The 22,567-nt window shown below is 63.9% G+C and carries 23 protein-coding genes; 15 read left to right on the plus strand and 8 right to left on the minus strand.

From position 1 onward, the window contains the following. From AC1DMS_RS19845 to AC1DMS_RS19870, 6 genes are all read right to left on the minus strand, one after another. Nucleotides 1–146, minus strand: a 146-nt coding sequence (locus tag AC1DMS_RS19845) for an acyl-CoA dehydrogenase N-terminal domain-containing protein (protein WP_478080946.1), incomplete at its 3' end; no start/stop codon positions are given. A 267-nt stretch (nucleotides 147–413) separates the two neighbouring features. Then, entirely contained in the window at nucleotides 414–944 is a 531-nt protein-coding gene (locus tag AC1DMS_RS19850; protein WP_015867056.1) for a MarR family winged helix-turn-helix transcriptional regulator, read from the minus strand. Nucleotides 945–1,028: 84 nt separating this feature from the next. Continuing rightward, nucleotides 1,029–1,835: an alpha/beta fold hydrolase gene (locus AC1DMS_RS19855; RefSeq protein ID WP_062365587.1), complete on the minus strand. Its 807-nt coding sequence runs from the start codon at nucleotides 1,833–1,835 to the stop codon at nucleotides 1,029–1,031. A 125-nt stretch (nucleotides 1,836–1,960) separates the two neighbouring features. Next, nucleotides 1,961–3,154: a xanthine dehydrogenase family Fe-S subunit gene (locus AC1DMS_RS19860; RefSeq protein WP_062365586.1), complete on the minus strand. Its 1,194-nt coding sequence runs from the start codon at nucleotides 3,152–3,154 to the stop codon at nucleotides 1,961–1,963. Nucleotides 3,155–3,160: 6 nt separating this feature from the next. Then, on the minus strand, nucleotides 3,161–4,012 hold the full coding sequence (locus AC1DMS_RS19865; protein WP_062365585.1) for an FAD binding domain-containing protein: 852 nt from the start codon (nucleotides 4,010–4,012) through the stop codon (nucleotides 3,161–3,163). Further along, on the minus strand, nucleotides 4,009–6,390 hold the full coding sequence (locus tag AC1DMS_RS19870; RefSeq protein ID WP_062365584.1) for a xanthine dehydrogenase family protein molybdopterin-binding subunit: 2,382 nt from the start codon (nucleotides 6,388–6,390) through the stop codon (nucleotides 4,009–4,011). Before AC1DMS_RS19870 ends, AC1DMS_RS19865 begins: the two co-directional genes overlap by 4 nt. Before the next feature lie 466 nt (nucleotides 6,391–6,856). Here AC1DMS_RS19870 and AC1DMS_RS19875 point away from each other — a divergent pair, with 466 nt between their 5' ends. The 14 genes from AC1DMS_RS19875 to AC1DMS_RS19940 all read left to right on the plus strand — a co-directional run bounded on the left by AC1DMS_RS19875 (nucleotide 6,857) and on the right by AC1DMS_RS19940 (nucleotide 19,788). Continuing rightward, nucleotides 6,857–7,174 (plus strand): non-heme iron oxygenase ferredoxin subunit, encoded by a 318-nt coding sequence (locus tag AC1DMS_RS19875; protein WP_015867061.1) that lies wholly within the window; start codon nucleotides 6,857–6,859, stop codon nucleotides 7,172–7,174. Next, nucleotides 7,171–8,424 (plus strand): NAD(P)/FAD-dependent oxidoreductase, encoded by a 1,254-nt coding sequence (locus AC1DMS_RS19880; protein WP_062365583.1) that lies wholly within the window; start codon nucleotides 7,171–7,173, stop codon nucleotides 8,422–8,424. The genes AC1DMS_RS19875 and AC1DMS_RS19880 overlap by 4 nt, the downstream gene beginning before the upstream one ends. A gap of 28 nt (nucleotides 8,425–8,452) precedes the next feature. Further along, a complete protein-coding gene (locus AC1DMS_RS19885; protein ID WP_062365582.1) occupies nucleotides 8,453–9,763 on the plus strand; it encodes an aromatic ring-hydroxylating oxygenase subunit alpha in 1,311 nt (436 codons plus the stop codon). Then, nucleotides 9,760–10,275 carry an aromatic-ring-hydroxylating dioxygenase subunit beta gene (locus tag AC1DMS_RS19890; RefSeq protein ID WP_062365581.1) on the plus strand — a complete coding sequence of 172 codons (516 nt, stop codon included), beginning with the start codon at nucleotides 9,760–9,762 and terminating at the stop codon, nucleotides 10,273–10,275. The genes AC1DMS_RS19885 and AC1DMS_RS19890 overlap by 4 nt, the downstream gene beginning before the upstream one ends. Nucleotides 10,276–10,292: 17 nt before the next feature. After that, nucleotides 10,293–11,288 carry an amidohydrolase family protein gene (locus tag AC1DMS_RS19895; RefSeq protein WP_062365580.1) on the plus strand — a complete coding sequence of 332 codons (996 nt, stop codon included), beginning with the start codon at nucleotides 10,293–10,295 and terminating at the stop codon, nucleotides 11,286–11,288. Between the two features lie 24 nt (nucleotides 11,289–11,312). Continuing rightward, nucleotides 11,313–12,356 carry a 2,5-dihydroxypyridine 5,6-dioxygenase NicX family protein gene (locus AC1DMS_RS19900; RefSeq protein ID WP_062365579.1) on the plus strand — a complete coding sequence of 348 codons (1,044 nt, stop codon included), beginning with the start codon at nucleotides 11,313–11,315 and terminating at the stop codon, nucleotides 12,354–12,356. Beyond that, nucleotides 12,353–12,994: an isochorismatase family protein gene (locus tag AC1DMS_RS19905; RefSeq protein WP_062365578.1), complete on the plus strand. Its 642-nt coding sequence runs from the start codon at nucleotides 12,353–12,355 to the stop codon at nucleotides 12,992–12,994. Before AC1DMS_RS19900 ends, AC1DMS_RS19905 begins: the two co-directional genes overlap by 4 nt. Nucleotides 12,995–13,074: 80 nt before the next feature. After that, entirely contained in the window at nucleotides 13,075–14,253 is a 1,179-nt protein-coding gene (locus AC1DMS_RS19910; protein ID WP_062365577.1) for an ABC transporter substrate-binding protein, read from the plus strand. A gap of 15 nt (nucleotides 14,254–14,268) precedes the next feature. Then, nucleotides 14,269–15,138 (plus strand): branched-chain amino acid ABC transporter permease, encoded by an 870-nt coding sequence (locus tag AC1DMS_RS19915; protein WP_062365576.1) that lies wholly within the window; start codon nucleotides 14,269–14,271, stop codon nucleotides 15,136–15,138. Further along, the gene (locus tag AC1DMS_RS19920; RefSeq protein ID WP_062365575.1) at nucleotides 15,135–16,148 is read left to right on the plus strand and encodes a branched-chain amino acid ABC transporter permease; all 1,014 of its coding nucleotides are present in this window, start codon (nucleotides 15,135–15,137) and stop codon (nucleotides 16,146–16,148) included. The genes AC1DMS_RS19915 and AC1DMS_RS19920 overlap by 4 nt, the downstream gene beginning before the upstream one ends. Beyond that, a complete protein-coding gene (locus AC1DMS_RS19925) occupies nucleotides 16,145–16,909 on the plus strand; it encodes an ABC transporter ATP-binding protein (protein WP_062365574.1) in 765 nt (254 codons plus the stop codon). The genes AC1DMS_RS19920 and AC1DMS_RS19925 overlap by 4 nt, the downstream gene beginning before the upstream one ends. Beyond that, complete coding sequence (locus AC1DMS_RS19930; RefSeq protein ID WP_062365573.1) at nucleotides 16,890–17,612, plus strand: ABC transporter ATP-binding protein; 723 nt, start codon at nucleotides 16,890–16,892, stop codon at nucleotides 17,610–17,612. The genes AC1DMS_RS19925 and AC1DMS_RS19930 overlap by 20 nt, the downstream gene beginning before the upstream one ends. Before the next feature lie 36 nt (nucleotides 17,613–17,648). Then, entirely contained in the window at nucleotides 17,649–18,890 is a 1,242-nt protein-coding gene (locus AC1DMS_RS19935) for an MFS transporter (protein WP_062366012.1), read from the plus strand. Nucleotides 18,891–18,915: 25 nt separating this feature from the next. Continuing rightward, nucleotides 18,916–19,788: a LysR substrate-binding domain-containing protein gene (locus AC1DMS_RS19940; RefSeq protein WP_478181657.1), complete on the plus strand. Its 873-nt coding sequence runs from the start codon at nucleotides 18,916–18,918 to the stop codon at nucleotides 19,786–19,788. Between the two features lie 21 nt (nucleotides 19,789–19,809). On the opposite strand, the gene AC1DMS_RS19945 is transcribed toward AC1DMS_RS19940, so the two are convergent. Both AC1DMS_RS19945 and AC1DMS_RS19950 read right to left on the minus strand, forming a co-directional pair. Then, nucleotides 19,810–20,670, minus strand: a complete 861-nt coding sequence (locus AC1DMS_RS19945) for a DMT family transporter (protein WP_062365571.1) — start codon at nucleotides 20,668–20,670, stop codon at nucleotides 19,810–19,812. Continuing rightward, nucleotides 20,670–21,548 (minus strand): MurR/RpiR family transcriptional regulator, encoded by an 879-nt coding sequence (locus tag AC1DMS_RS19950; RefSeq protein WP_062365570.1) that lies wholly within the window; start codon nucleotides 21,546–21,548, stop codon nucleotides 20,670–20,672. The genes AC1DMS_RS19945 and AC1DMS_RS19950 overlap by 1 nt, the downstream gene beginning before the upstream one ends. 88 nt (nucleotides 21,549–21,636) lie before the next feature. On the opposite strand from AC1DMS_RS19950, the gene AC1DMS_RS19955 reads away from it, so the two are divergent. Next, nucleotides 21,637–22,533 carry an oxidoreductase gene (locus tag AC1DMS_RS19955; protein ID WP_062365569.1) on the plus strand — a complete coding sequence of 299 codons (897 nt, stop codon included), beginning with the start codon at nucleotides 21,637–21,639 and terminating at the stop codon, nucleotides 22,531–22,533. Nucleotides 22,534–22,567: the final 34 nt, after the last annotated feature.

Consider the following 22,567-nt stretch of genomic DNA (forward strand, 5'->3'; position numbering starts at 1 on the left):
TGGTTGAAGCGCGCGCATTCCTCGAGCACGGCCTGCGCGGTTTCGAGGCCGGCGTCCTCGAAGCCCGGCAGCCTGGCGATCTCGCCGATGTTGGCCAGGTGCTCGATGTCGAACAGCATGTCCTTGAGGGGGGCGGTGTAGCTCATCTCAATCCTGCTTCCAGAAGCAGTCCCAAATTACTTAGTAAACACAACTTACGTGCGGATCAACCAACGGCCAAGGCCTGATGTTTGCCGGCTTCCCACGACTCTCAAGGCAGCCAGAGAAATTCAGCAGAAGACCGATGCACGGAGATACCGAGTCGCACGAAGACGGCAGCTGCTGCGAACGATCAGCAAGGAATACGGGAACTGAAAGAAATCAGTGCGCCGATATTCATCAGTCTGTGAAAGACGAAAACCCCGTCAGACGACTCAAGCTCCCTTTTCCTTCTTTTCATGCGCATCGACGAGCTGCGCAAGCAACCTCATGAAGACAACGCGATCTTCCGGCGACAGCGGTTCGATCAGCAGTTCTTGAGAGCGGTGAATGCTTTCTTGCAAGTCATTGATCAGGTTGAGCCCATCCGTGGTGATCACCGAAAGCCTGGATCGACGATCGTCCGGGTTGACGCGGGTTTCGACCAACCCCTTGTCACCGAGACGTTTGAGCACTTCCGCCGTCGTTGTCCTGTCCAGCGAAAGCTCTCGACCGATCGCTTTCTGATCCAGCCAAGGGTTCATCGAAAGCGCCGTCAGCATGCCGACCTGAAGCGGAGTGATGCTTTCGGATTTGCATAGATCGAAAAAGATCGCCTGTCCGATCTGGGTCAGCCTGCGGATGAGGAAACCCGGGCGACGCCACATGACCTGGCGCAACGGATTGAAAGGCTCCAGGACCGGTTGCTTTGCCACATCGGCCGAGCCGACTGTCTTTTTTTGAGCGGGAGAACGCTTTGTCATCATCTCAAGATCGCTGAAGGTGTCAGCCGACGAGTTTATCGACTCCCTTGAGGGTGAATGGAAAACCAAACCGCGCGTCAGGCTGCGCTAGCGCAGGTCGACCTTCAGGTAGTCACCCAGCAAGCGATAAAAATCTTCCTCGTCATCCCACGGGATCATGTGCCCCGCGTTCAAAGCCGTGCATTGCGACAATCCAGGCGCGAGAGTCTCGATCTCAGCAAGGTCTTCCGGCAGCATCACCCCTCCTCGGCCCGCCGCCATCAGAAGTCCCGGCGTCTGCAGTTTGGGTAGATCGGCGTGGATGTCGTCCTCATGGAAGCCAGCATGCGCCTGGACAACGGCATCCTGGTCGCAGGTATGGAGCCATTCGGCCCTCAGCCGCAATTGTTCGTCTGTCCACGTGGGTGCATAGGGGCGAAGCTCCTCGGCCGTGATGCCATTGACGGCCATCTGGATCGACTCGACATACCAAGCCAGAGGAACTGGATAAGGTCGGCGGCCCGGGCCGGACATGGGCGGATCGACAAGCAGCAGCTTGGCCATGCGTCCCGGATCGCACGCCGCGGCGCGAATTGCCACGCGGGCGCCCATGGAGTGACCCAGCACCGTCACGGACGACCATTCCAGGACATTCAGCAGGTCCAGCACGTCGGCCGCCATGGCATCAAGGCTCGCGACCATCCCCGGCGCGCTGAAGGACAGACCGCGCCCACGAAAGTCAAGGACATGGACGTCGAAGTGCCGAGCCAATCGCTCGGCGACGAAGCCCCAGGTGATTGCAGGACTCGTGATTCCCGGCAGCAGGAGCAGTCGAGGGCCCTGCCCGCCGTAGCGCAAGAGGTGCAGCCGCACCCCGTCCGCACGCACGTGATAGCCATGAAGAAAGGAACTCATTGAGACTCCAAAAAAGATTCACTCACTCGCCCGCAGGCGAGGATCCAGCGTCCCGTTGGAAGCTGCGGTGAAAGCACCATCCAATCGCTCGCGTGTTTTGCTCATCGCACCTGAAGCGAGTTATGTCAGGGCCGCGGCGATTTTCCAAACCAGCCACGGATGCGACTCCAGAGCACGCTCCACATCATCCCGGCGACGGAAACCGTGGGTTGTGGTTCATTGGACGCAACCGTTTGCCCGCCCAACCGTCGCGTGATCTGTTTTCCGAAGTCCGCGACCATGCGGCGCACGAAATCCTTCACGAGTCCGGAGCGCGAGAATTGGGCCAGTGGACCCTGGAGGGCGTAGATCATGTCCACGTGCACACGAGTGCTTCCGGCCGTCAGTGCTTCCAAGCGATAGGTGATGTCTCCCTGGGTGCGCGACTTGCTCAGGCTGTCCTGGCCCGCACCGCGCAGGACTGCGCGCCTGGCAGCGTCGTCACGCTCCAGCCGCGCTGCACCGGCGAATGCCGCCGACATCGGGCCGAACTTGATCGCGATGGTGCCCTTGACCCTCTCTCCCTCGTGCGAGTCGATGGTCGCACCGGGCAAGCAGGATGCAACCGCAGGCAGGTCGCCCATGAACTCCCACACCTGATCGGCCGGATAGGGCACATCGAAATGCACTTCGATCGCGTTGCCCTTGGCTTTGGCCTTGGCCATCGCGATGGGATCGACCTCGGCCATTTCCGCGGCAACCACCGGATCCGCCGTGGGCGGCTGCGCCGGACTCGGTGTCGTGACCGGGCCCAGTGCCATGGTTCGCGGCAAGCTCAGTGTCTGCCGCAGCTTTTCGACTTCCGCGTCGGGGGTGTCACGCTGCTGTTGCAGCACATCCAGGATGGCGTCCACGATGCCCTGGTATCCGGTGCAACGGCACAGGTTCCCGGACAGCTCGAGGCGCACGAGCGCCTCGTCGGCGTGTGGCAGGCGCAGCACGATGTCGCGCGCCGTGGTGAGCATTCCGGGTGTGCAGAACCCACACTGCAGTGCGTGATGGCGCGTGAACGCCGGACGCAGCTTCTGCATCACCGCATCATCGTCGTAGCCCTCTATGGTGGTGACCTCCTGGCCCTCACATGCCACGGCGAAAGTGATGCACGATCGCGTCGGTTGCCCGTTGACGAGCACCGTGCATGCGCCGCAGACGCCATGCTCGCAGCCAAGGTGGGTTCCTGTCAGGCGCAGTTCGTCCCGCAGGAAGTCACCAAGATGCATCCGCGGTTCCGCCTGCCGGCTGAAGCCGCGGCCGTTGACCTGAATAGAGATGGGGTTCAAGTCTTCTTACTCCGCTAGCTTGTGGTTGGAAAACACACCCGACTGCTCGAGTGCGCGCTCGACGCAGGCCGTGAAGAGCTTCCGGTCGATGCCGTCGCGATCAGGAAGCGCAGGGCCGACGGCCGCGCTCACCTTGTCACGCCCTGCGGCCTGCGCACCCTTGCTGGCAACTTCCGCCGCGAATTCGTTCAACAGGATCGGTGGCCCGTCTGCGGCCCCCAGAACCACGCGTGCACACTTGCGCGAGACATCGAAATAAACCGCTGCACTGGCTTCGGCAAATTCGCCAGGCTTGCGGCAGACCTTGTGATACCCCCAGCGCGTCGTCGGCGTCTCGGATGGCACGTGGATGGCCACGATCAGCTCGTCAGCCTCGAGCACCGTCGTATAGGCGCCGAGCATGAGGCCGTCCGCCTCGATCGTGCGTTCGCCACGCGGCGACCTGAGCACGATGCGGGCACCAAGCGCAGCGAGCGTCACCACCCAGTCTGCAGCTGGATCTGCATGCGCCAGGCTGCCTCCGACAGTGCCGCGGCTTCGGATCGCCCGGTAGGCGATGCCTCCCGCGACCTGACGCATGGGATGCGCCGCCAGCGGCGGGTACACACCATCCTCGATCTCGGCATGCGTGACGGCAGCGCCGATCTCGACCCACTCGCCCTTGCGACTGACGGCGCGCAGCACTGCGATATGAGCGACGTCGACCACTTGCGCCGGTCGCGCCAGTCTCAAGTTGAGCATGGGACCGAGGGACTGGCTTCCGCTCATCGCCTTGGCCGTGCCGCCGCCCTTGGCCAGCACCTCGATCGCCTCATCCACGTCGAAGACCCGCGTGTACGCAAATTTCGCCGCCTTCATTTGACGAGCCCCTGTTCCGGCTTCGCGCTTTCGAGGGCCTTGAGCAAGCGACGCGGCGTCAGGGGCGTCATCAGCACCTCCGCAGCACCCGTGCCTCGCAACGCGTCGTTCACGGCATTGAAGATCACCGCCGGCGGCGCGATCGCGCCCCCCTCCCCCACGCCCTTGGCGCCGAACTCGGTATGAGGCGAAGGCGTCTCGAAGTGCTCGATACGGATGCGCGGCACCTCCGTGGCGCCAGGCAAGATGTAGTCGGCCAGCGTGGAAGCCAGGGGCTGGCCTTGGTCGTCGTATGGGCTTTCTTCATACATCGCGGTGCCGATGCCCTGCGCGATGCCCCCTATGGTCTGACCCTCCACGATCATCGGGTTGACCATGGTGCCGCAATCCTCGACAACGACGTAGTCGAGGATCTCGACCTCGCCTGTCTGCGTGTCGACGGCGACCACCACGGCATGGGTGGCATAGGTAAAGGTACCCGTGTCGACCCTGGGCTTGTATGCACGCGAAACCTCCAGTCCACCGAGATGCACGTTCTCGGGCAGATCCTGTGGCGTGAGATACCACGCGCCGCCCACTTGGGACAGCGGAATCGACTTTTCCCCGGCGACGGCGAACCCCTCGACCAATGCGACGGCCTGCGGGTCCACGCCCATGAGATAGCCGGCGATCGACTGGATGCGAGGCAACAGTTCCTTGCACGCCGTCGAGATGGCGCCTCCTGACATGACGGTGGCCCGAGAGGCGTAGGTCCCCGAGGAGAAGGGCGTGAGCGCGGTGTCGCCATGCACGACCCGGATCCGGGCAACAGGAATGCCAAGTACGTCATTCGCGATCTGCGCGAAGCTGGTCTCCATGCCCTGGCCATGCGAGTGCACGCCGACGCGCACTTCCAGCCCGCCATCCGCGGTCATCCTGACGACCGCCTGATCGAAGCCAGGCACCACCGGCAACCCCCAGTTGGCGAAAACGGTCGTGCCGTGGGCAGACTGCTCCGTGTAGGTTGCCGTCCCGAACCCGATCCGACGTCCGTCCGGCTCTCCCCGGGCTTGCCGCTCACGGACTGTAGCGAGTCCGATCATCTCCACGGCGCGACGCAGGCTCGCGGGAAAGTCGCCGCTGTCGAAGTGCTTGTTGGCTACGTTGACATAAGGCATGGCGGCGGCCGGGACGAGGTTGTCCATGCGGACCTCCCATGGTTCTCGGCCTACTTCACGCGCCACGGCGTCCATGAGGAGTTCGATCGCAAAACAGACGCCGGTGCGCGCCACGCCGCGGTAAGCCATGAAGCCCGGCTTGTTGGTCGCGACACACAGGGTCTCGCAGCGATAGCCACGGAAGGTATAGGGGCCCGGCAGGTTGCCGATCGCCTGCCCAGGCTCCAGACCGACGAAGAAGGGATAGTAGGAATAGGCGCCGCCGTCGATGGTGATGACGGCGTCCAAAGCGAGGAGCTTTCCCGTGCGGTCCGCGTAGGCAGTGAGCTGGTAATGATGCTGCCGCGTGTTGGCGCCGACGATCAGATGCTCACGCCGATCCTCCAGATAGCGGAACGGCGTTCGGTATGTTTTGGCCAGCCAGGCGATGCACAGGTCTTCGGGGTACAGCTGTCCCTTGTAGCCAAAGGCGCCTCCCACGTCGGGGGACACCACGCGCACCGCCTCCTCATTCATCGAGAGGTGCTGGGCGATACCGACGCGCAGCAGGTGCGGGACCTGTGTCGCACTGACGACCACGAGTTGATCGGCCTGGAAGTCCCAGTAGGCCAGTACCGATTTGCCCTCCAGCGGCACGATGCACTGACGCGACAGCTCGACGGTGCGGCTGACCTTCACTTCCGCCTTCGCGGCAAGTTCATCGAAGTCGCGATTGGCCCGCAGCGTGAGAAAGACATTGTCTTTCCACCCAGGATGAAGGAAGTCTCCCGTCGCCGCAAGAGAAGACTCGGCGCCGTGGTAGACGGGCAGCTCGTCATAGGAGACCTGCACCTCTTCGAGCAGGTCTTCCGCCACTGCACGCGTTGGCGCAACAGCCATGGCGACCGCCTCTCCCACGTGCCGGACCTTGCCCGAAGCCAACGGCGGCAAGGCCGAGTACTGGTATGTGGGTAGCGAAGAAGGGGAACCGATGTCCGCTGCATCCAGCATCATCTCGCGCAGGAACACCTTCCCCGCAAGCGCTTCCGGAATCTCGACACCCGTGATGGTGGCGTGCGCCAGAGGGCTGCGCAGGAACGCGACCTCCTGCAGACCCGGCAGCACGAAGTCGCCCACGAAGTTGCCTTTGCCCACCATGTGGCGCGCATCCTCCTTGCGAGGCACCCGGGCTCCGATGCCCTCGCGCTTGAGCACTCTCGCCGGAATGTCTGCTTGGTTCATGCGTTTCCTTTTGCTTGACTGATTTTCTCCAGGCGCCGCACAGGATGTGCGGCACGGCGATCCTGACCAGGCACCTCCCAGGCCACATCGGCGCGTGCTTGCCCACACGATCGGCACCCATCAAGAGATGTTCACCGGCCGCTTCCCACCATTTGCATCGCGGTGTCAGCAGGCCATTCATGCCCCGCTTCCATTTTATGACAGTACACATGCAAAAGTATAGACGTGCGGTGCGCGTGTGTGAAGGTAGCGTTTCTTGATGAAAACCCTGACACGACAAACTCACTGATTCGGTGCGAATCAAGAGCGTAAACGCACCGTTTCCGTCCGGTTTTTGGGTGCATTTCCATCCACTCTGGTGCAGTGCCAACAAGTACAAACCCGCACTTGAAAAGACAGACCGATCCAACTAATATGACAGTTCACTGAGTATTTATTTCGGATCTTTCAACGACTGGATGGAGCCATGGATTGGATCAAGGTCGCCTCGGCGCAAGAGCTGAGCAACGATGAAGCGAAGACGGTCGACGTCGCTGGCTACGGGGTTGCGCTGTACCGGATCGACGACGAGTTTTTCGCCACAGACAGCATGTGCACCCATGCCACCGCTCTGCTGTCGGAGGGTTACGTGGAAGACGGTTGTGTCGAATGCCCCCTGCATCAGGGCCGCTTCGACATTCGTACGGGCAAAGCGATGTGTGCGCCGGTCACCGTGGACCTGCGCACCCATGCCGTGAAGCGGGAAGGCGATCACATCTACGTGTTGTCGCCTGCCGGCAAATGACCTCACGCGGTATCGTCATCGTCGGTGCGGGCCAGTCGGCGGCTGTCGCGGCACACGCCCTGCGCGAGCATGGCTACAGCGGGCGCATCACGATGCTGGGGCGCGAGCGCCACAGACCGTACGAGCGCCCGCCTTTGTCCAAGGCCGTCCTGGTCGCTGCCAACGCCCCCCGGCTCGACGTCCTCACGGACGAATCCTGGGCGCGCAGCAAGATTGACCTGCTCAGCGGCAGCGATGCGGTTGCACTGGATCTTGCGCAGCAGCACGTCCGCCTTGCGGACGGGCAGGTGCTCGAGTACGAGATCTGCCTGCTCGCCACCGGCGGCGAGGCCGTCACGCTCGCATCCGTCCCCGCCGGTCGGCCGGGTGTGCACTACATCCGGACTCTGGATGACGCGCGCAGGCTACGCGCAGCCCTTCAAGGAACGCCGCAAGTCGCAATTCTTGGCGGGGGTTTCCTCGGCCTCGAAATCGCCCACTCGGCACTGTCCGCAGGCGCTTCGGTGACAGTGCTCGAACGCGCCACAGCCCTGCTCGATCGCTTTGTGCCGCCGCAGGCGTCGGCATGGCTGGAATCGCGAACGCGTGCAGCGGGCGCAACGCTCCTGCTCGGTGCTTCCTGCAGCGGCGTCCATTCACTGCCGGCCGGTCGGTCGCGCCTGAGCACCAGCACCGGCGATCTGGAAGTGGATGAGGTGGTCGTCGCCATCGGCCTGTTGCCCAACGACGCGCTGGCGCGCGATGCGGGGCTGCAGATCGCGGCAGGCGGCGGCATTCTGGTCGACACGTCCTGCCGCACCAGCGACGCACACGTGTTTGCATGTGGCGACTGCACCAGCCAGCGCCGCCCCGGCCAGGCGGCACCAACGCGCCTCGAATCCTGGCAGAACGCGAACGAGCAGGGGCGCACTGCCGCTGCCGCCATGCTGGGCCTGCCTCTTCCTGCACCCGCGGTGCCGTGGTTCTGGACCGACCAGGGGAAACACAACATCCAGATGCTGGGCCTGCCGGCCAACGATCTCGAATATGTGCGCCGCGGCGACCCGGCCGACGACAAGGTGCTGTGGATCGGCCATCGGGGTTCTGTCCCCTTGCACGGCGTCGCCATCAATGCGGGCGCCGACCTGCGAGCCGTTCGCCCTCTCTTCGAACGTGGGCGGCCCGTGCAGCTGGAGGACTTTCAACTGGACGCCACCAATCTGCGCACATGGGCCAAGCAGATGCAGGCCGACGTCGCGACCACCGCTTAACCACCTCTCTCAAAGCTAAGGAGCTTTCATGTATCAATCGCAGGCGGTCATCGGCATCACGAATGCCCGAAAGAACCCGCCCTTGGAACATTGCGTCTGGCCAGCGGACGCCATGAACAACATCCCGGACTGGGTCTACACCAGCCAGGCGATCTATGACCAGGAGATCGAGCGCATCTTTCGCGGCGACACCTGGAATTTTGTCGCCCTGGAAGCGGAGATCCCCAACCCGGGCGACTACAAGCGCGGCTATGTCGGCGCCACGGCCGTCGTGATCGTGCGCGCGGAGGACCACACGATCTCCGTCTTTGAGAACCGCTGCGCCCATCGCGGCGCGGAGTTCTGCCGCGCCAGCCAGGGCAATACGAAGGAGTTCGTCTGCCCCTACCACCAGTGGTCGTACGACCTCAAGGGAAACCTGCAGGGCGTTCCGTTCAAGCGCGGCATCAACAAGGTGGGCGGCATGCCAGCGGACTTCAAGAACGCCGACCACGGCACCCGCCAGTTGCGTGTGGCCACACGCAACGGCGTGGTGTTCGCCACCTACTCCGACAAGACCCCTCCTCTGGAAGAGTACATGACCCAGGAGATCGTCGAGGAGTTCGACGTTCCCTTCTCGGGCAAGAAACTCAAGATCCTGGGCTATTGCCGCAACGAGCTTCCCTGCAACTGGAAGATGTACCACGAGAACCTCAAGGATCCGTACCACGCAACGCTACTGCATTCGTTTCTCGTGGTGTTTGGCCTTCTCGTGCCTGGCATCAAGTCGATCGTGTTTGCAGACAAGGCGCATGGTCGCCATGGCTTCATGGCGTCGGCCAAGCCAGACGAGATCTATGCCACTGTCGCCGACGACGACAAGGCGCAGATGCGATCCTTCAGCGACAACCTCCGGTTGCGCGACGAACGGTTCCTGGACTATGTACGGGAGTTCAAGTCGCCCTGGTCCGCCAACATGATGACCATGTGGCCGAACCTCATCGTTCAGCGCCAGATGAACACGATGGGTGTGCGCCAGATCATCCCGAACGGTCCGAACAGCATGGTGATGCAGTGGACGATGTTTGGGTACGAGGACGACACGCCGGAGATGACACGGCACCGCCTGCGTCAGGGCAACCTGATGGGCCCGGCCGGCTTCCTGGGCCTCGAGGACAACGAGGCATTGAAGTTCGTGCAGGAAGGCCTGCGCAACTCTTCCACGGACAACAACGTCGTCAAGCTCGATGCAGGCCACCAGGGCACGGCACGCAATCTCATCTCCGAGTCCTGTATCCGCTCCCTCTACCAGTACTACCGGGACGTGATGGACATCCGTGTCGCGGAGAAAGCAGCATGAAGGATCGCCTCGCCTACGCCAGGACCACCCTCTCGCCGCGACGCGCAGCCGAGCTGCGCGCCGAGATCGAGTCGTTTCACGTCGAGTACTGCGCGGTCCTGGATGCGAACGACGTCGAACGCTGGCCGGACTTCTTCAGCCAGGAAGCGACGTACCGCGTGACCTCGCGCCAGAACGCGCTCTTGAACATGCCCGTGGGACTCATCTACTGCGAAGGCCTGGACATGATCATCGACCGCGCCCTCGCCGTCGCGCACTCGCAGATGTTCGCGCCGCGGCACATGCTGCATGTGCTGGGGATTGCGCGCGTGCTGCAAGAGACGGGAAACACGATCAGTTCCCAGACGCCCTTCATCCTCATGCAGACCCTGGTGGAGGGCCCATCCACGGTGCACCTGGCCGGGGTCTATCACGACCGCTTCGTGCGCGAAGGCGAACGGCTGCTGCTTGCCAGCCGTGAAGTGATCCACGACACGGAAATTCTCGACACCGCCTTGGCGTACCCCGTCTGAGGCCACCTAGGAAGACCATGAATCAAACCCCAAAAATCGCGCTGGAGGAGCACTTCTCCGCTCCCGGCTTCAATGCCTACTCAGCCCCATACACGCGAGCGCTTCCCGCCGAATTCGTCGCCAAGCTCGACGCCAGGCTGGCCGACTTCGACGACCAGCGCCTTGCGGAAATGGACGCAGGGAACATCGAGTACGTCGTGCTGTCGCAAACGATGCCCGGTGTACAGGCTGAGGCGGATCGCGACACCGCCGTGCGCCGAGCACGTGAGAACAATGAGTTCCTTGTCGAGCGCGTGTCGCGCCATCCGCAACGCTTCGGCGCCTTCGCCCACGTGGCCATGCAGGACCCGAGCGCCGCAGCCAAGGAGCTGGAGCGCACCGTCGTCGAACACGGCTTCAAAGGCGCGATGATCAACGGCCATACCCTGGGTCGCTACTACGAAGGTGGCGCGTTCGATGTGTTCTGGGAGCGCGCGCAGGCGCTCGGCGTTCCCATCTATCTGCATCCCAACGCGTTCAGCCAAGCGCCGGCCCTGCTCGAAGGCATGCCGGTGCTCCAGGGCGCTGCATGGGGATGGGGCGTCGAAACGGCGGGCCATGCGTTGCGCCTGCTGTTCGGCGGGGTGTTCGACAGATTCCCGCGCCTGACCCTGGTGTTGGGCCACATGGGGGAGGCCCTTCCGTACCAGCGCTGGCGCATGGACAGCCGCTTCGCCGCGTATCCATCCGGCATCAAGTTGGCGCGCAAACCCAGCGAGTACATCGGCAGCAACATCGTGATCACCACGTCCGGCGTGTGCTCTGCACCGGCCCTCCTGGGCGCCATTGGCGAGCTCGGGGCACAGGCCGTGCTCTTTTCGGTGGACTACCCCTACGAGTCCACGGCCGAGGCCTGCACCTTCATCGAAGACGCACCTCTCGACGACAAGACGCGGGCACAGGTGTGCCATGGCAATGCGCGCCGGCTCTTCAAGCTAGGCAGCCCGGAAGACCTGGCGCTGCTGCAGTTCTGACACTTCACTCCAAAGGACGAAAAAATGGCAGTCAGCGATTATCAGATGATCAAGGCCTGGGACGAGGTCCTGAAGCTCAGCAAAGTGGAGCGCGGACAGACGGTCTCCATTCTGTGCGGCCCCCACACGCACCCGCAGACGCTCCAGACAGCGACGATCGCCGCGCAGGCCGCAGGCGCGATCGTGACGAGGATCGAACTGCAACCCATCAACGCGGAAAAGGCCACCAGCCGCGACCTGATGAGCTACCTGGGCGCAACGCCCCTGACCGACAACCCGGTCGCGCTGGCGGCGATGAAGAACAGCGACCTCGTCCTGGACTTGATGCTGCTGCTGTTCTCGCCCGAGCAGATGGAGATCCTGGAGTCGGGAACGAAGATCCTGCTGGCCGTGGAGCCGCCGGAGGTCCTGGTGCGGGCGGTGCCGACCGAAGCCGATCGCAAGCGCGTGCTGGACGCGTCGAAGCTGCTCAAGAAGGCCAAGACGATGCACGTGACCTCGCCGGCCGGCACGGACGTGACGTTCCAGCTCGGCGAATTTCCGGTCATCACCGAGTACGGCTTCTGCGAGGAACCCGGTCGCTGGGACCACTGGCCGAGCGGCTTTCTCTTCACTTTCGCCAACGAAGGCGGCAGCGACGGCACCATCGTGATCGATCGCGGTGACATCCTGCTGCCGCAGAAGAACTACGTCTCGGACAAGATCACGATGAATCTGAGCGGCGGTTTCGTGCGCAGCATCGAAGGCGACGTCGATGCCGCCCTGCTGCGCGAATTCATGGAAGCCTACAAGGACCCCGAGGCCTACGCCATCGCGCACATCGGCTGGGGGATGCAGCCACGGTGCTACTGGCACACGCTGTCGCTGATGGACCGCGAAGCGACGACCGGCCAGGATGCGCGCTCGTTCGAAGGCAACTTCCTGTTCTCCCTGGGCCCGAACAACGAGGCCGGCGGCTCTCGCACCACGCCTTGTCACCTCGACATTCCGCTGCGCAATTGCACGGTGGCGCTGGATGGCATCGTCGTGGTTCGCGACGGCAAGGTGATCGACGGGGCTTTCCAATGAGCTTCGATCAAGACATCTACCAGAAGCAAGGGTTCGGCAATGCCGTGGCGCCCATGGCGCCCTACGGACTGTTGATCATCGACTTCATCAATGGTTTCGCCGATCCGCTCACGTTCGGCGGCGGCAACATCGGCCCCGCCATCGAATGCACGCGCGGGCTTCTCGCCCAAGCCCGCCAGCGCCAATGGCCGATCGTGCACACGCGGGTCGTGTATCAGGACGATGGCGCCGACGCCAACATCTTCGCGCTCAAGGTGCCCCCCATCCTTGCCCTGCGCGAGGATGCGCCTGAAAGCCAGATCGTTCCGCAACTGCAGCCGGTGGCCGGGGAGTTGGTGCTGCGCAAGACAAGTCCCTCGGCCTTCTTCGGAACTTCGCTGGCCGCCTGGTTGTCCCTGCGCGGCATACGGACCCTCCTGATTGCCGGGTGCACGACCAGCGGCTGTGTCCGCGCCAGTGTGGTCGACGCCATGTGCCACGGGTTCCGCCCCCTCGTCGTGACCGACTGCGTGGGGGACCGGTCGCTGCAGGCCCACGAGGCCAACCTGTTCGACATGAATCAGAAGTACGCGACCTTGATGGCCCGTGATGTCGCCCTTGAGGCGACCACCAGGGCAGAAAACGGCGCCTCGGTCTGACATCCGTTCGAAGGTCCGTCACCTCGTTCGAACCCCTGGCGCTCACCGCGCCAGGCACGCCCCACTATTTGGAGAAAAGAATGACCATCAAATTCGTTGCCGCCTTGGCGGTCTCACTCGCGACGATCGCCTTTCAGGCCCGCGCCGACGTCATCAAGGTTGGCGTCATCGCGCCGATGTCCGGACCGTTTTCGGCCGTGGGGCAAACCTGGGAGGGTGCGACCAAGGCATACCAGAAGCTCAATGGCACGACCGCGGGCGGGCACACGATCGAGGTCATCTATCGCGACCTTCCGGAGATCAATCCCGCGCAAGCCAAGGCCCTGGCACAGGAACTGATTGTCAAGGAAGGCGCCCAGTACATCGCCGGCCTCTATTTCACTCCTGACACCCTGGCTGTGGCTGCGCTCGCGCAGGAGGCCAAGGTACCGGTCGTGATCTTCAACGCGTCGACGTCCTCGCTTCTGGACAAGTCGGACTTCCTGCTGCGCACGTCGTACACCTTGCCGCAGATGGCGGTCCCTGTGGCCAAGTACGCGCTGGAGAAGAATGTCAGGAATGCCGTCACGCTCGTCAGCGACTTCGGTCCCGGCCTGGACGCCGAGAAGGGCTTCACCACGGCATTCGTCAGCGGCGGAGGCAAGCTGCTCGAGGCCATCCGCGCGCCGCTAAAGACAACCGACTTTGGTCCTCTGATGCAGCGCGTGAAGGCGCTCAAGCCCGACGCCCTCTACGTCTTCGCCCCAGGCGGTCCTGCGACCTACGCGATGGTCAAGGCATACAACGAGGCTGGGTTGAGGGCCGCCGGCGTGCGCTTTCTCGGCACGGCCGAGACCGATGAGGACCAGCTGCGAGCGATCGGCCCGGATCTTCTCGGCATCGAGACGGGCATGTTCTATTCGGCGACGCACAACTCTCCTCTGAACAACGCCGTCATCAAGGCCCTCGGCGAGGTTGCCCCCAAGGCCATTCCGACCGTCCAGCTTGCGAACGCGTATGACGGTCTGCATGTGATCTATCACATGGTCAAGGCAACCGACGGGAAGCGGGACGGCGCCAAGGCGCTTGTCAGCGCCAAGGGTCATTCCTGGGAAAGTCCGCGAGGCCCCGTGAAGATCGACCCGGCTTCGCGCGAGTTCGTGCAGAACGTCTACATGCGCGTGGTCGAAAAGGACCCGTCCGGACGCTACGTCAACCGGGAATTCCGGACGTTCGAGATGCAGCCCGACTACGGCCGCACGCAGAACGCTTCCAAGTAACGCAGAGTCTGCAGCATGTCTCTCGCGCTTCTTAGCAGCATTCTGATCGACGGGGTCGCGTACGCGATGATCCTGTTCATGATCACAGTGGGCCTGTCGATGACGATGGGCCTGATGCGGGTGGTGAATCTGGCCCATGGCGCCTTCGCGATGCTCGGTGGCTTCCTCGCAGCCACGATCCCGCAGCGCCTGGGCGTGCCGATCTGGCTGGGCTTCGTGCTGGCCATCGTTCTGGTCGGACTGGTTGCGCTGCTGTTCGAGCGCATCCTGCTTCGGCGCTTCTATCGACGTGACGACCTCGATCAGATGCTGATGACGATCGGGCTGATGTTCGTGGCAACAGCCGCGGTGAATCTGCTGTTCGGATCCACTGTGACATCGGTGGCGCTGCCGGAGCTGTTCAACGGCACGGTCGATCTGGGCTTTCGGTCCATCCCTCGGCATCGGCTCATCGTTATGGCGTGTGGGCTCGTGGTCGTCTGCATTCTCTGGCTGGCGGTGGACAAATCTTCCTTTGGCATCCGGGTACGCGCTGCAGTCGACAACGCGCCCATCGCACGGGCCATCGGCATCGACACGACGAAGATCTATGCCGCCACTTTCGTGATGGGTGCAGCGCTCGCAGCTCTGGGAGGCATCGCTGGCGCGGAACTGCTGCCCATGGAGCCGACCTACGCCTCCAAATACCTGGTGATCCTCCTGGCCGTCGTCGCCGTGGGAGGCAACGGAAATCTGTTTGGCTCATTCTTTGCAGCGTTGCTGCTCGGCATTGTGGAGACTTCGATGAAATACATGGTTCCGCAGCTCGCATCGGCTGCGTTTTTCCTGACGATGATCATCGTCCTGCTGGTTCGACCGCAGGGGTTGTTCGGGAGACACGCATGAACGCGGTCAGTGCGCCCATGACGGTGACCGCACCGTCTCGCGTCCGCCCGTGGATGCAGCTGCGGGGGGAGCTCGTGCTGATGCTGGTGGGGCTTCTGGCCTTCGTGCTGTTCCCGCAGGACCTCGGTTTGCTCACCAACATGGCGACCATGTCCATCTTCGCGCTGTCACTGAGTCTCGTGCTGGGGCAGGCAGGCATTGCGACCTTGGGCCAGGCCGCGTTGTACGGCAGCGGCGCCTACGTCGCGGGCTGGACGGCGCTGTATCTGACGGCAGATCCGATTGTGGGCTTGCTGCTGGGCGGGCTGGGCGGCGGCGTGATCGCGCTGCTGAGCGGCGCCGTCATGCTGCGGTCGACCAAACTGACGCTGGTCATGCTGACCATCGCGGTCGCCCAGCTGCTGCTTGAACTGGCCAATTGGGCGAGGTGGCTCACGGGCGGCGACGATGGACTTGCCGGCTTCAACATCGGTCCCTTGCTGGGCATCTGGGAATTCAACTTCCTGAGTTACACGGGCTATTTCTATGCCCTGGGCGCACTTGTGCTTGTGTACTTCCTGCTGAGGAACCTTGTGGAGTCGCCGTTCGGCCTCACGGCCCGGGCGATCCGCCAGGATCCCGGACGCGTTCAGGCGCTCGGAGGGCGCGTCTATTTGCACTTGCTGGCCGTCTACACGGTCGGCGGCATCGTGGCCGGGCTGGCTGGCGCATTGACGGCACAGACCAGCAAAGTCGCCAACCTCTTCATGCTGGATTTCACGACATCGGCCGGTGTCGTGGTCATGATCGTTCTGGGTGGAACGCGCCGTCTGTCGGGCGCCGTGCTCGGCACTGTCGCGTACATGACCATCCATCACATCGCATCGACCTTGAACCCCTATCACTGGTTGTTCTTCATTGGGTCGATGCTGATCGTCGTACTCATCGTCCTGCCCGAAGGCTTGATCGGACTTGTGGACCGCACTGTGGCGTACACCAAGCGGCCTGGCCGCAGTGGGGTGGCTCGATGACCCACCGACTCCAAACCCACGGCCTGTGTCACTCCTTTGGCGGCCTGGCGGTCACGCAGAACGTCACGCTGTCCCTCCCCCTAGGAGCCCGCACTGCATTGATCGGTCCGAATGGCGCTGGCAAGACGACTTTGGTCAACCTGCTGAGCGGGGCGATGCGCCCGCAGTCGGGTGACATCCAGCTGGACGGCCGCTCGATCGTCCAGCTGCCGCAGTACGCACGCGTGCGCAACGGCATCGTTCGCACGTTCCAGATCAGCCGCCTCTTCAAGGAACTCACCGTGGCGGACAACGTCAGGGTCGCCGTGTTGCAGCGGCACCGGGCTTCCATGCAGTGGTGGCCCTCGCCGGCGCGTTCCGCACGCGTGCGGGAAGATGTCGACGAGACACTCGGCATGCTGGGACTGCACCCCTATGCGAACCGGGTGGTGGGACAACTGGCACTGGGCGAGCAGCGACTTGCGGAGATCGCCCTGGCACTCGCGATGAAGCCCCAGGTGCTGCTCCTCGATGAACCGGGCGCAGGCGTACCGCAGGGAGAAGGCGGCCGGATCATGGAAGCCATCGGGAGCTTGCCGAAGGATCTATCCGTCCTGCTGATCGAGCACGACATGGACCTGGTGTTCCGGTTCGCGTCGCACATCATCGTCCTGGTCGCCGGTGCGGTGATGGTCGAGGGGACGCCGCAGGAAGTCGCTGCCAACGAGCAGGTCAAGCAAATCTACTTCGGACGAGACGGTCATGCCCAAGCCCACCATTGAACTCCGGTTCGACGACGTCACCGCAGGCTATGGCGGCCTGCCCGTCCTCGAGCATCTCAGCTTCAGCGTACGCGAAGGCGAGCGCCTTGGTCTGATCGGACGCAACGGCGCCGGCAAGACCACGACGCTCGCGACAGCCATGGGCCTGGCCGACCTGATGAAGGGGCGCATTCATTTCGGCGGCGATGACATCGGCAACGCGAGCACCTACGCACGCTCGCGCGCTGGCCTCGGCTACGTACCGCAGAGCCGCGACATCTTCCCCTCGCTGACAGTGGAGGAGAACCTACTGTCGGGCTTGCAGGGACGCTCGGCCAGCGTTGCCCTGCCACCGATCTATGCGCTGTTTCCGCGGCTCAAGGAGCGGCGACGCAACGGAGGCACGCAGCTGTCGGGCGGCGAGCAGCAAATGCTGTCCGTGGCACGGGCACTCGTCGGGCAGCCGCGCATCCTGTTGCTCGACGAACCGCTGGAAGGCCTGGCGCCGATGGTGCGCGAGGAGCTGATGGACGCCATCGTCCGAATGAGTGATCAGCTCGGCGTGGGCTGCATCATCGTGGAGCAGCACGTGGATGTCGTTCTCGAATTTTCCAACAACGTGATCGTGCTGGAACGCGGCCTCGCTGCCTACTCCGGGTCAGCCGCGGTGCTGAGCGGCGAAGAGGCATTGCTGAACCGCACCATCGGCATCCAGAAGTGCTGAAGACGAATTCATCATTTGTTCAACGTGGATCCGCACATGACGCCCTCTCCTCATTCACCTTCGGAACTGCGGCAGCATTGGCGCTACGTCCTGGGTTGCTTCCTCGGCCTGGCCAGTGGCGTCTCATCCCTGTACTTCTACAGTTCAGGTCTGTTCCTGAAGCCGCTCGCCGCCGAGTTCGGATGGACCCGAGGCACCGCGTCCCTGGGCTCGCTGATCAGCAGCGTGCTGCTCGGATGCGCGGCGCCGTTCATCGGACAGGTGATCGACCGGTACGGTGCGCGACGCGTCACCCTGCTCTCCCTGGTGGGCCTGTCGACATCGTTCCTGCTTCTGGGCGTTTGGACACAGGGGTTGGCCAGTTTTCTGGCGTTGGTCACGGTCCTGACGCTACTCGGTGGCGCGACCTCGCCCTTGTCCTTCACAAGGATCCTCGTGGGCAAGTTCTCTCGCCAACGCGGACTGGCCCTGGGCATCGCCATCACCGGGACGGGCGTTGGGGCCATCCTGATTCCGCTGATCGTCACGCCGGCCATTGCCAATTTCGGATGGCGAGCCACCTATCTGGGCCTTGCGGCGGTCGTCCTTGCACTTTTGCCATTGATTGCCTACTTCCTGCGGGGCGCGGATGCGGCCCCTGCAGAGAAGGGCCGCCGTGCCCCAGCCGGAAGTAACCTGAAGGCGCTGGCCGATCCGCGCTTCTTCCGCATTGCCGCTGTCTTCCTGCTGTGCTCGGTCGGCATCTTCGGCACGATCGTGCACGTCGTTCCGATGCTCACCGACCTCGGGCTTTCCCCGAACCGCGCCGCCGGTCTCGCCAGCATCCTTGGCGTGGCGGTCATCGTCGGACGAATCGTCACCGGCTTTCTGCTGGACATGTTCGATGCCGCGCGCTTGTCGGCGACGCTCTTCATGCTGTCTGCCACCGGCATGCTGCTGCTGGCAACGGGCCAACCGGCGCTGGTGCTTCCCGGGTTGCTCATGACTGGCTTCGCGGTCGGCGCGGAGTTCGACCTCGCAGCCTACCTGGTGAGCCGAAAATTCCCGCTGAACCTCTACAGCACCCTCTTCGGGGGTGTCTATGCCACGGTGGCCATTGGCGCCGGCATCGGGCCATTCCTCGCGGGACGGCTCTTTGACATTTCCGGCAGCTATGTCTCGTGGCTCTGTCTGGCAGCGGGACTGCTGCTTGCGGCCGCAATGCTCTGCCTCATGGAACGTCCGGCCGCCAGGCACGCGAGCGGCACGGTCGCAGCGGCGGGTCCGGGCGAGCGCTGAGTTCGCTACGCCTTCACTGGTCACGATGCACAGTCTCCGTGCGCTCCTGGGCCCGCTGCGCGTGTTCGATGCAGTGTGCCGCGCCAAAGGGATCACACGCGCCGCCCAGGTGCTTCATGTGACGCCCGGTGCAGTCAGCCAGCAAGTCAAGCAGTTGGAGGTCGGGCTCGGAGCGCAGCTGTTTCAGAAATCCGGCCGCGAGATCGAGCTCACCGCGGTGGGCAAACGACTGGCCCACCGCGTTTCGGATGCTTTCGATCGCCTGAACGATGCGCTCAATGACGTGGTCGATATCCAGCTGGACAAGCGGCTGCGCCTGAAGGTGACGCCGAGCCTGGCCATCCGATGGTTGGTGCCTCGCCTGCGCGGCTTCTACGCGCAACACCCCGACATTGACCTCGAGATTTCGACCATTGCAATGGCCGACGACATCCGGCTCGAGGGCGCTGACTGCGCGATCCGGCATGGCATGGGAGAGTGGGCCGATGTCGAGCTGGACCACCTCTTCGACGACGAATTTCTTCCTGTCTGCGCACCCCACCTGGCCAGGCATTTGAAGACACCTCAAGACTTGCTGCAAGCCAACCTGCTGCACTCGATGATGCGGCCGGAAGCCTGGTCGCTCTGGTTCAGTTCGGCCGAACTTGTAGATTCCCCGCGTCTGCATGGAATCACCTTGGCGAATGCTGCGCTGTGCTACCAGGCGGCGGCCGATGGATTGGGGATTGCCATCGCCCAGCGCGCCTACGTGGATGACGACCTGCGAAGCGGGCGGCTCGTCATCGCCGTGGATCACGTGGCCAGAACGGAGTCCGGGTACTACCTGGTCTGCGATCCGCTGAAAGCGGCAGAGGCTCCCGTGAAGCTTTTCAGAGATTGGATCCGTTCTGTCCGGTAGCAAGGGGTATCGAAGAAGGCGTCAAAGACTGATCGCCGCGATCCCCGCCAGCACGATCACCGCGCCGGCAATGCGGCGCGCGAGATGACCCTCGCCAAACAGTCTGCACGCGACGAGTGAGCCGATGACGATGGACGACTCGCGCAAGGGCGCGACAAGCGCCACCGGCGCCTTCAGCATGGCGGTGAGAACGAGGATGTAGGCGAGCGGGGAGAACACAGCCACGATGAGGATCGGCACGGCGTCGGCACGGATGGCCGCTCGAATGCGATGGCGCCGACGCAGCAAACTGGGGGTCAGGATCAGGCTCTGCAGCAGCAGCGTGGCGGCGTAGTAGCTCACAGGCGCCAGGTGCAGCGCGACGACCGAATAGCCGTCCCAGACCGTGTAGGCGGCGATGGTCGCCCCCGTCGCGGCGCCCCAGAGCAAGCCCTGAAGCGGCCGGCGGCTTGCGCTTCTGAACGGGTTGCCGGTGACGACGAGAATGCCCGCCACGACAAGCGAAGCGCCGAACATCGCGGCAGCGGTGAGCTGTTCGTCCAGGAGCAGGATCGCGAACAGCATCGCCAGCACCGGCCCGGTGCCGCGGGCGACCGGATAAACCACCCCCAGTTCGGCGCGTTCATAGCCGGCCTGCAAGGTCAGGGAGTAAGCGGTGTGCAACACGGCCGAGACGGCGGCGCCCGCCGCGAGCTGCCAGCCGGGCACCTGCTGCCCATCCGCCATGAAGGCGAGGCTGATCGGTATGCACAGCAGCGCCGAAGCGTAGGTGTAGGCGCAGACGAACAGGACGGCATCACCGCGCTTGTACTTCGAGGCCAGGTTCCATACCGCATGGGCGACCGCCGCGGCGAGGACCATCGCGACGGTGCCGGGCGGCATCAGGCGATATCGGGCAGGTCGATGCCCGCCCGTTCGGCGCGGCGGCTGCGCTGCGGGTCGCGCAGCGCGACAGCCGCGACCAGGGCGTCGATCACCACGAGCTGCGCCAGCCGACTCCCGGCCGCGGCCATCTGGGCCGTCAGTGGTGCCCCGCCGACCACAAGCGCGATGTTCGCGAGTGTCGCCAGCGGTGTGCCGTACTGGTTGGTGATGGCGATGAGCGAGGCTCCGGCAGAAGATGCCGCATCGGCGATGGCGAGCGTCGTCGAGGTGCGCCCAGTCGAACTGATGGCGATGACGACGTCATCGGGGCCCAGGAGCCGCGTCGCGATCATTGCCGATAGATGGTCCGCAATGCCGATGGTCGTCACGCCGACCGCGCGCAGTCGGAAGACCGCATCGGCGGCGACCGTCGCGGAGGGGCCGGCTCCGAATGCGATCACCTGGCGCGCCTGCTCGATGGTGCTGACCGCCCGCTCGAGCGCCGACAGCTCCAGGGCTCCGCCGAGCGCAGTCAGTGCGTCAGTGCCTGCGCGGGTCGAGGCTTCGAGCACCGCTGCAGTCGTCGCACCCGCGGTGAGCACGCCAGGCGGCGCAAAGAACCCGGTGGTACCGCGGGCACGCGCGATCTCGATCTTCAGTTCGGTGAAACCGCTGAACCCGATCGCACGCGCTGCGCGGATCACGCTCGGCGGCGAAACGCCGGCACGGGCAGCCACCTGCGCGGTCGTGCTCGCGCCCACGAACAAGGGATCGGCGAGCAACAGTTCGACGACCTTTGCCTCGCTGGCAGCGAGATCGCCAGTTCGGGCCTGGATGCTTCCGATCCATTGCAACAAGCGCGCATTGCCTGAAACTCTATTACCATCTCTCTTCATATTCAGTAATAGATTACATTGCACCGGTGACGAGCGCAAGCATGGCGCGTACGGAACGCTGAAGGGACGCTCGAAGGAGTCTGTGTTCATGAATACAACAAGGGCTGCATCCATCGCCGTTGTGGGTCCCGGTGCCATCGGCACCGCGGTCGCGGCGGCACTGCACGAAGCCGGTCGCACACCGTTGCTGTGCGGCCGCACACCCCGGGCGTGCCTGACGCTTCAGGATGGCGATCGCCTCATCACCGTGCCCGTTCCGGTGCGGGTGGATCCCATCCAAATCGGTGGGGCGGTGGACCTCGTGTTTCTGGCGGTCAAGGCGACACAGATCGAGGCGACTGCAGACTGGCTCACCGCTTTGGGTGGCCCCAAGACTGTCGTGTGCGTTTTGCAGAACGGCGTCGAGCAGCTGGAGCGGGTCGCCCTGCATGCCTGGGCCGCGCAGGTCGTTCCCGCGGTCGTGTGGTTCCCTGTGCAGGCCCAAGCCGACGGCTCGGTGCGCCTGCGCGCAGACATGCGCCTGAGCCTGCCAGACACGTCGCATGCCCGCGTCGTAGCCGAGGCGCTGCAAGGCACACGGTGCCGCGTCGAGCTGGCCGCGAACTTCCACGCGCTGGCCTGGCGCAAACTGCTGCAGAACGCGGTGGCCGGATTCATGGTGCTCACGCAACGCCGCTCGGGCATGTTCGGGCGGCCCGATATCGCCGCGCTCGCCCTTGCCTATCTGCGGGAATGCCTGGCCGTGGCGCGCGCCGAAGGCGCAGAACTAGACGACGGGGTGCCGCAGGAGATTCTCGACAAATTCCAGGCAGCTCCCGCAGACATGGGCACGTCCATCCTCACGGATCGCGAAGCCGGCCGGCCGCTCGAATGGGATATCCGCAACGGTGTGGTCGCGCGTCGCGGCCGGGCTCGGGGGGTCCCGACGCCGATCAGCGATATGTTGGTGCCGCTGCTCGCGGCCGCGAGCGACGGCCCTGGCTGATCCTGCGGCCGATGAGCGCACTGTCGCGCCTCTT

It is taken from the genome of Variovorax sp. 05T418, from assembly GCF_056396385.1.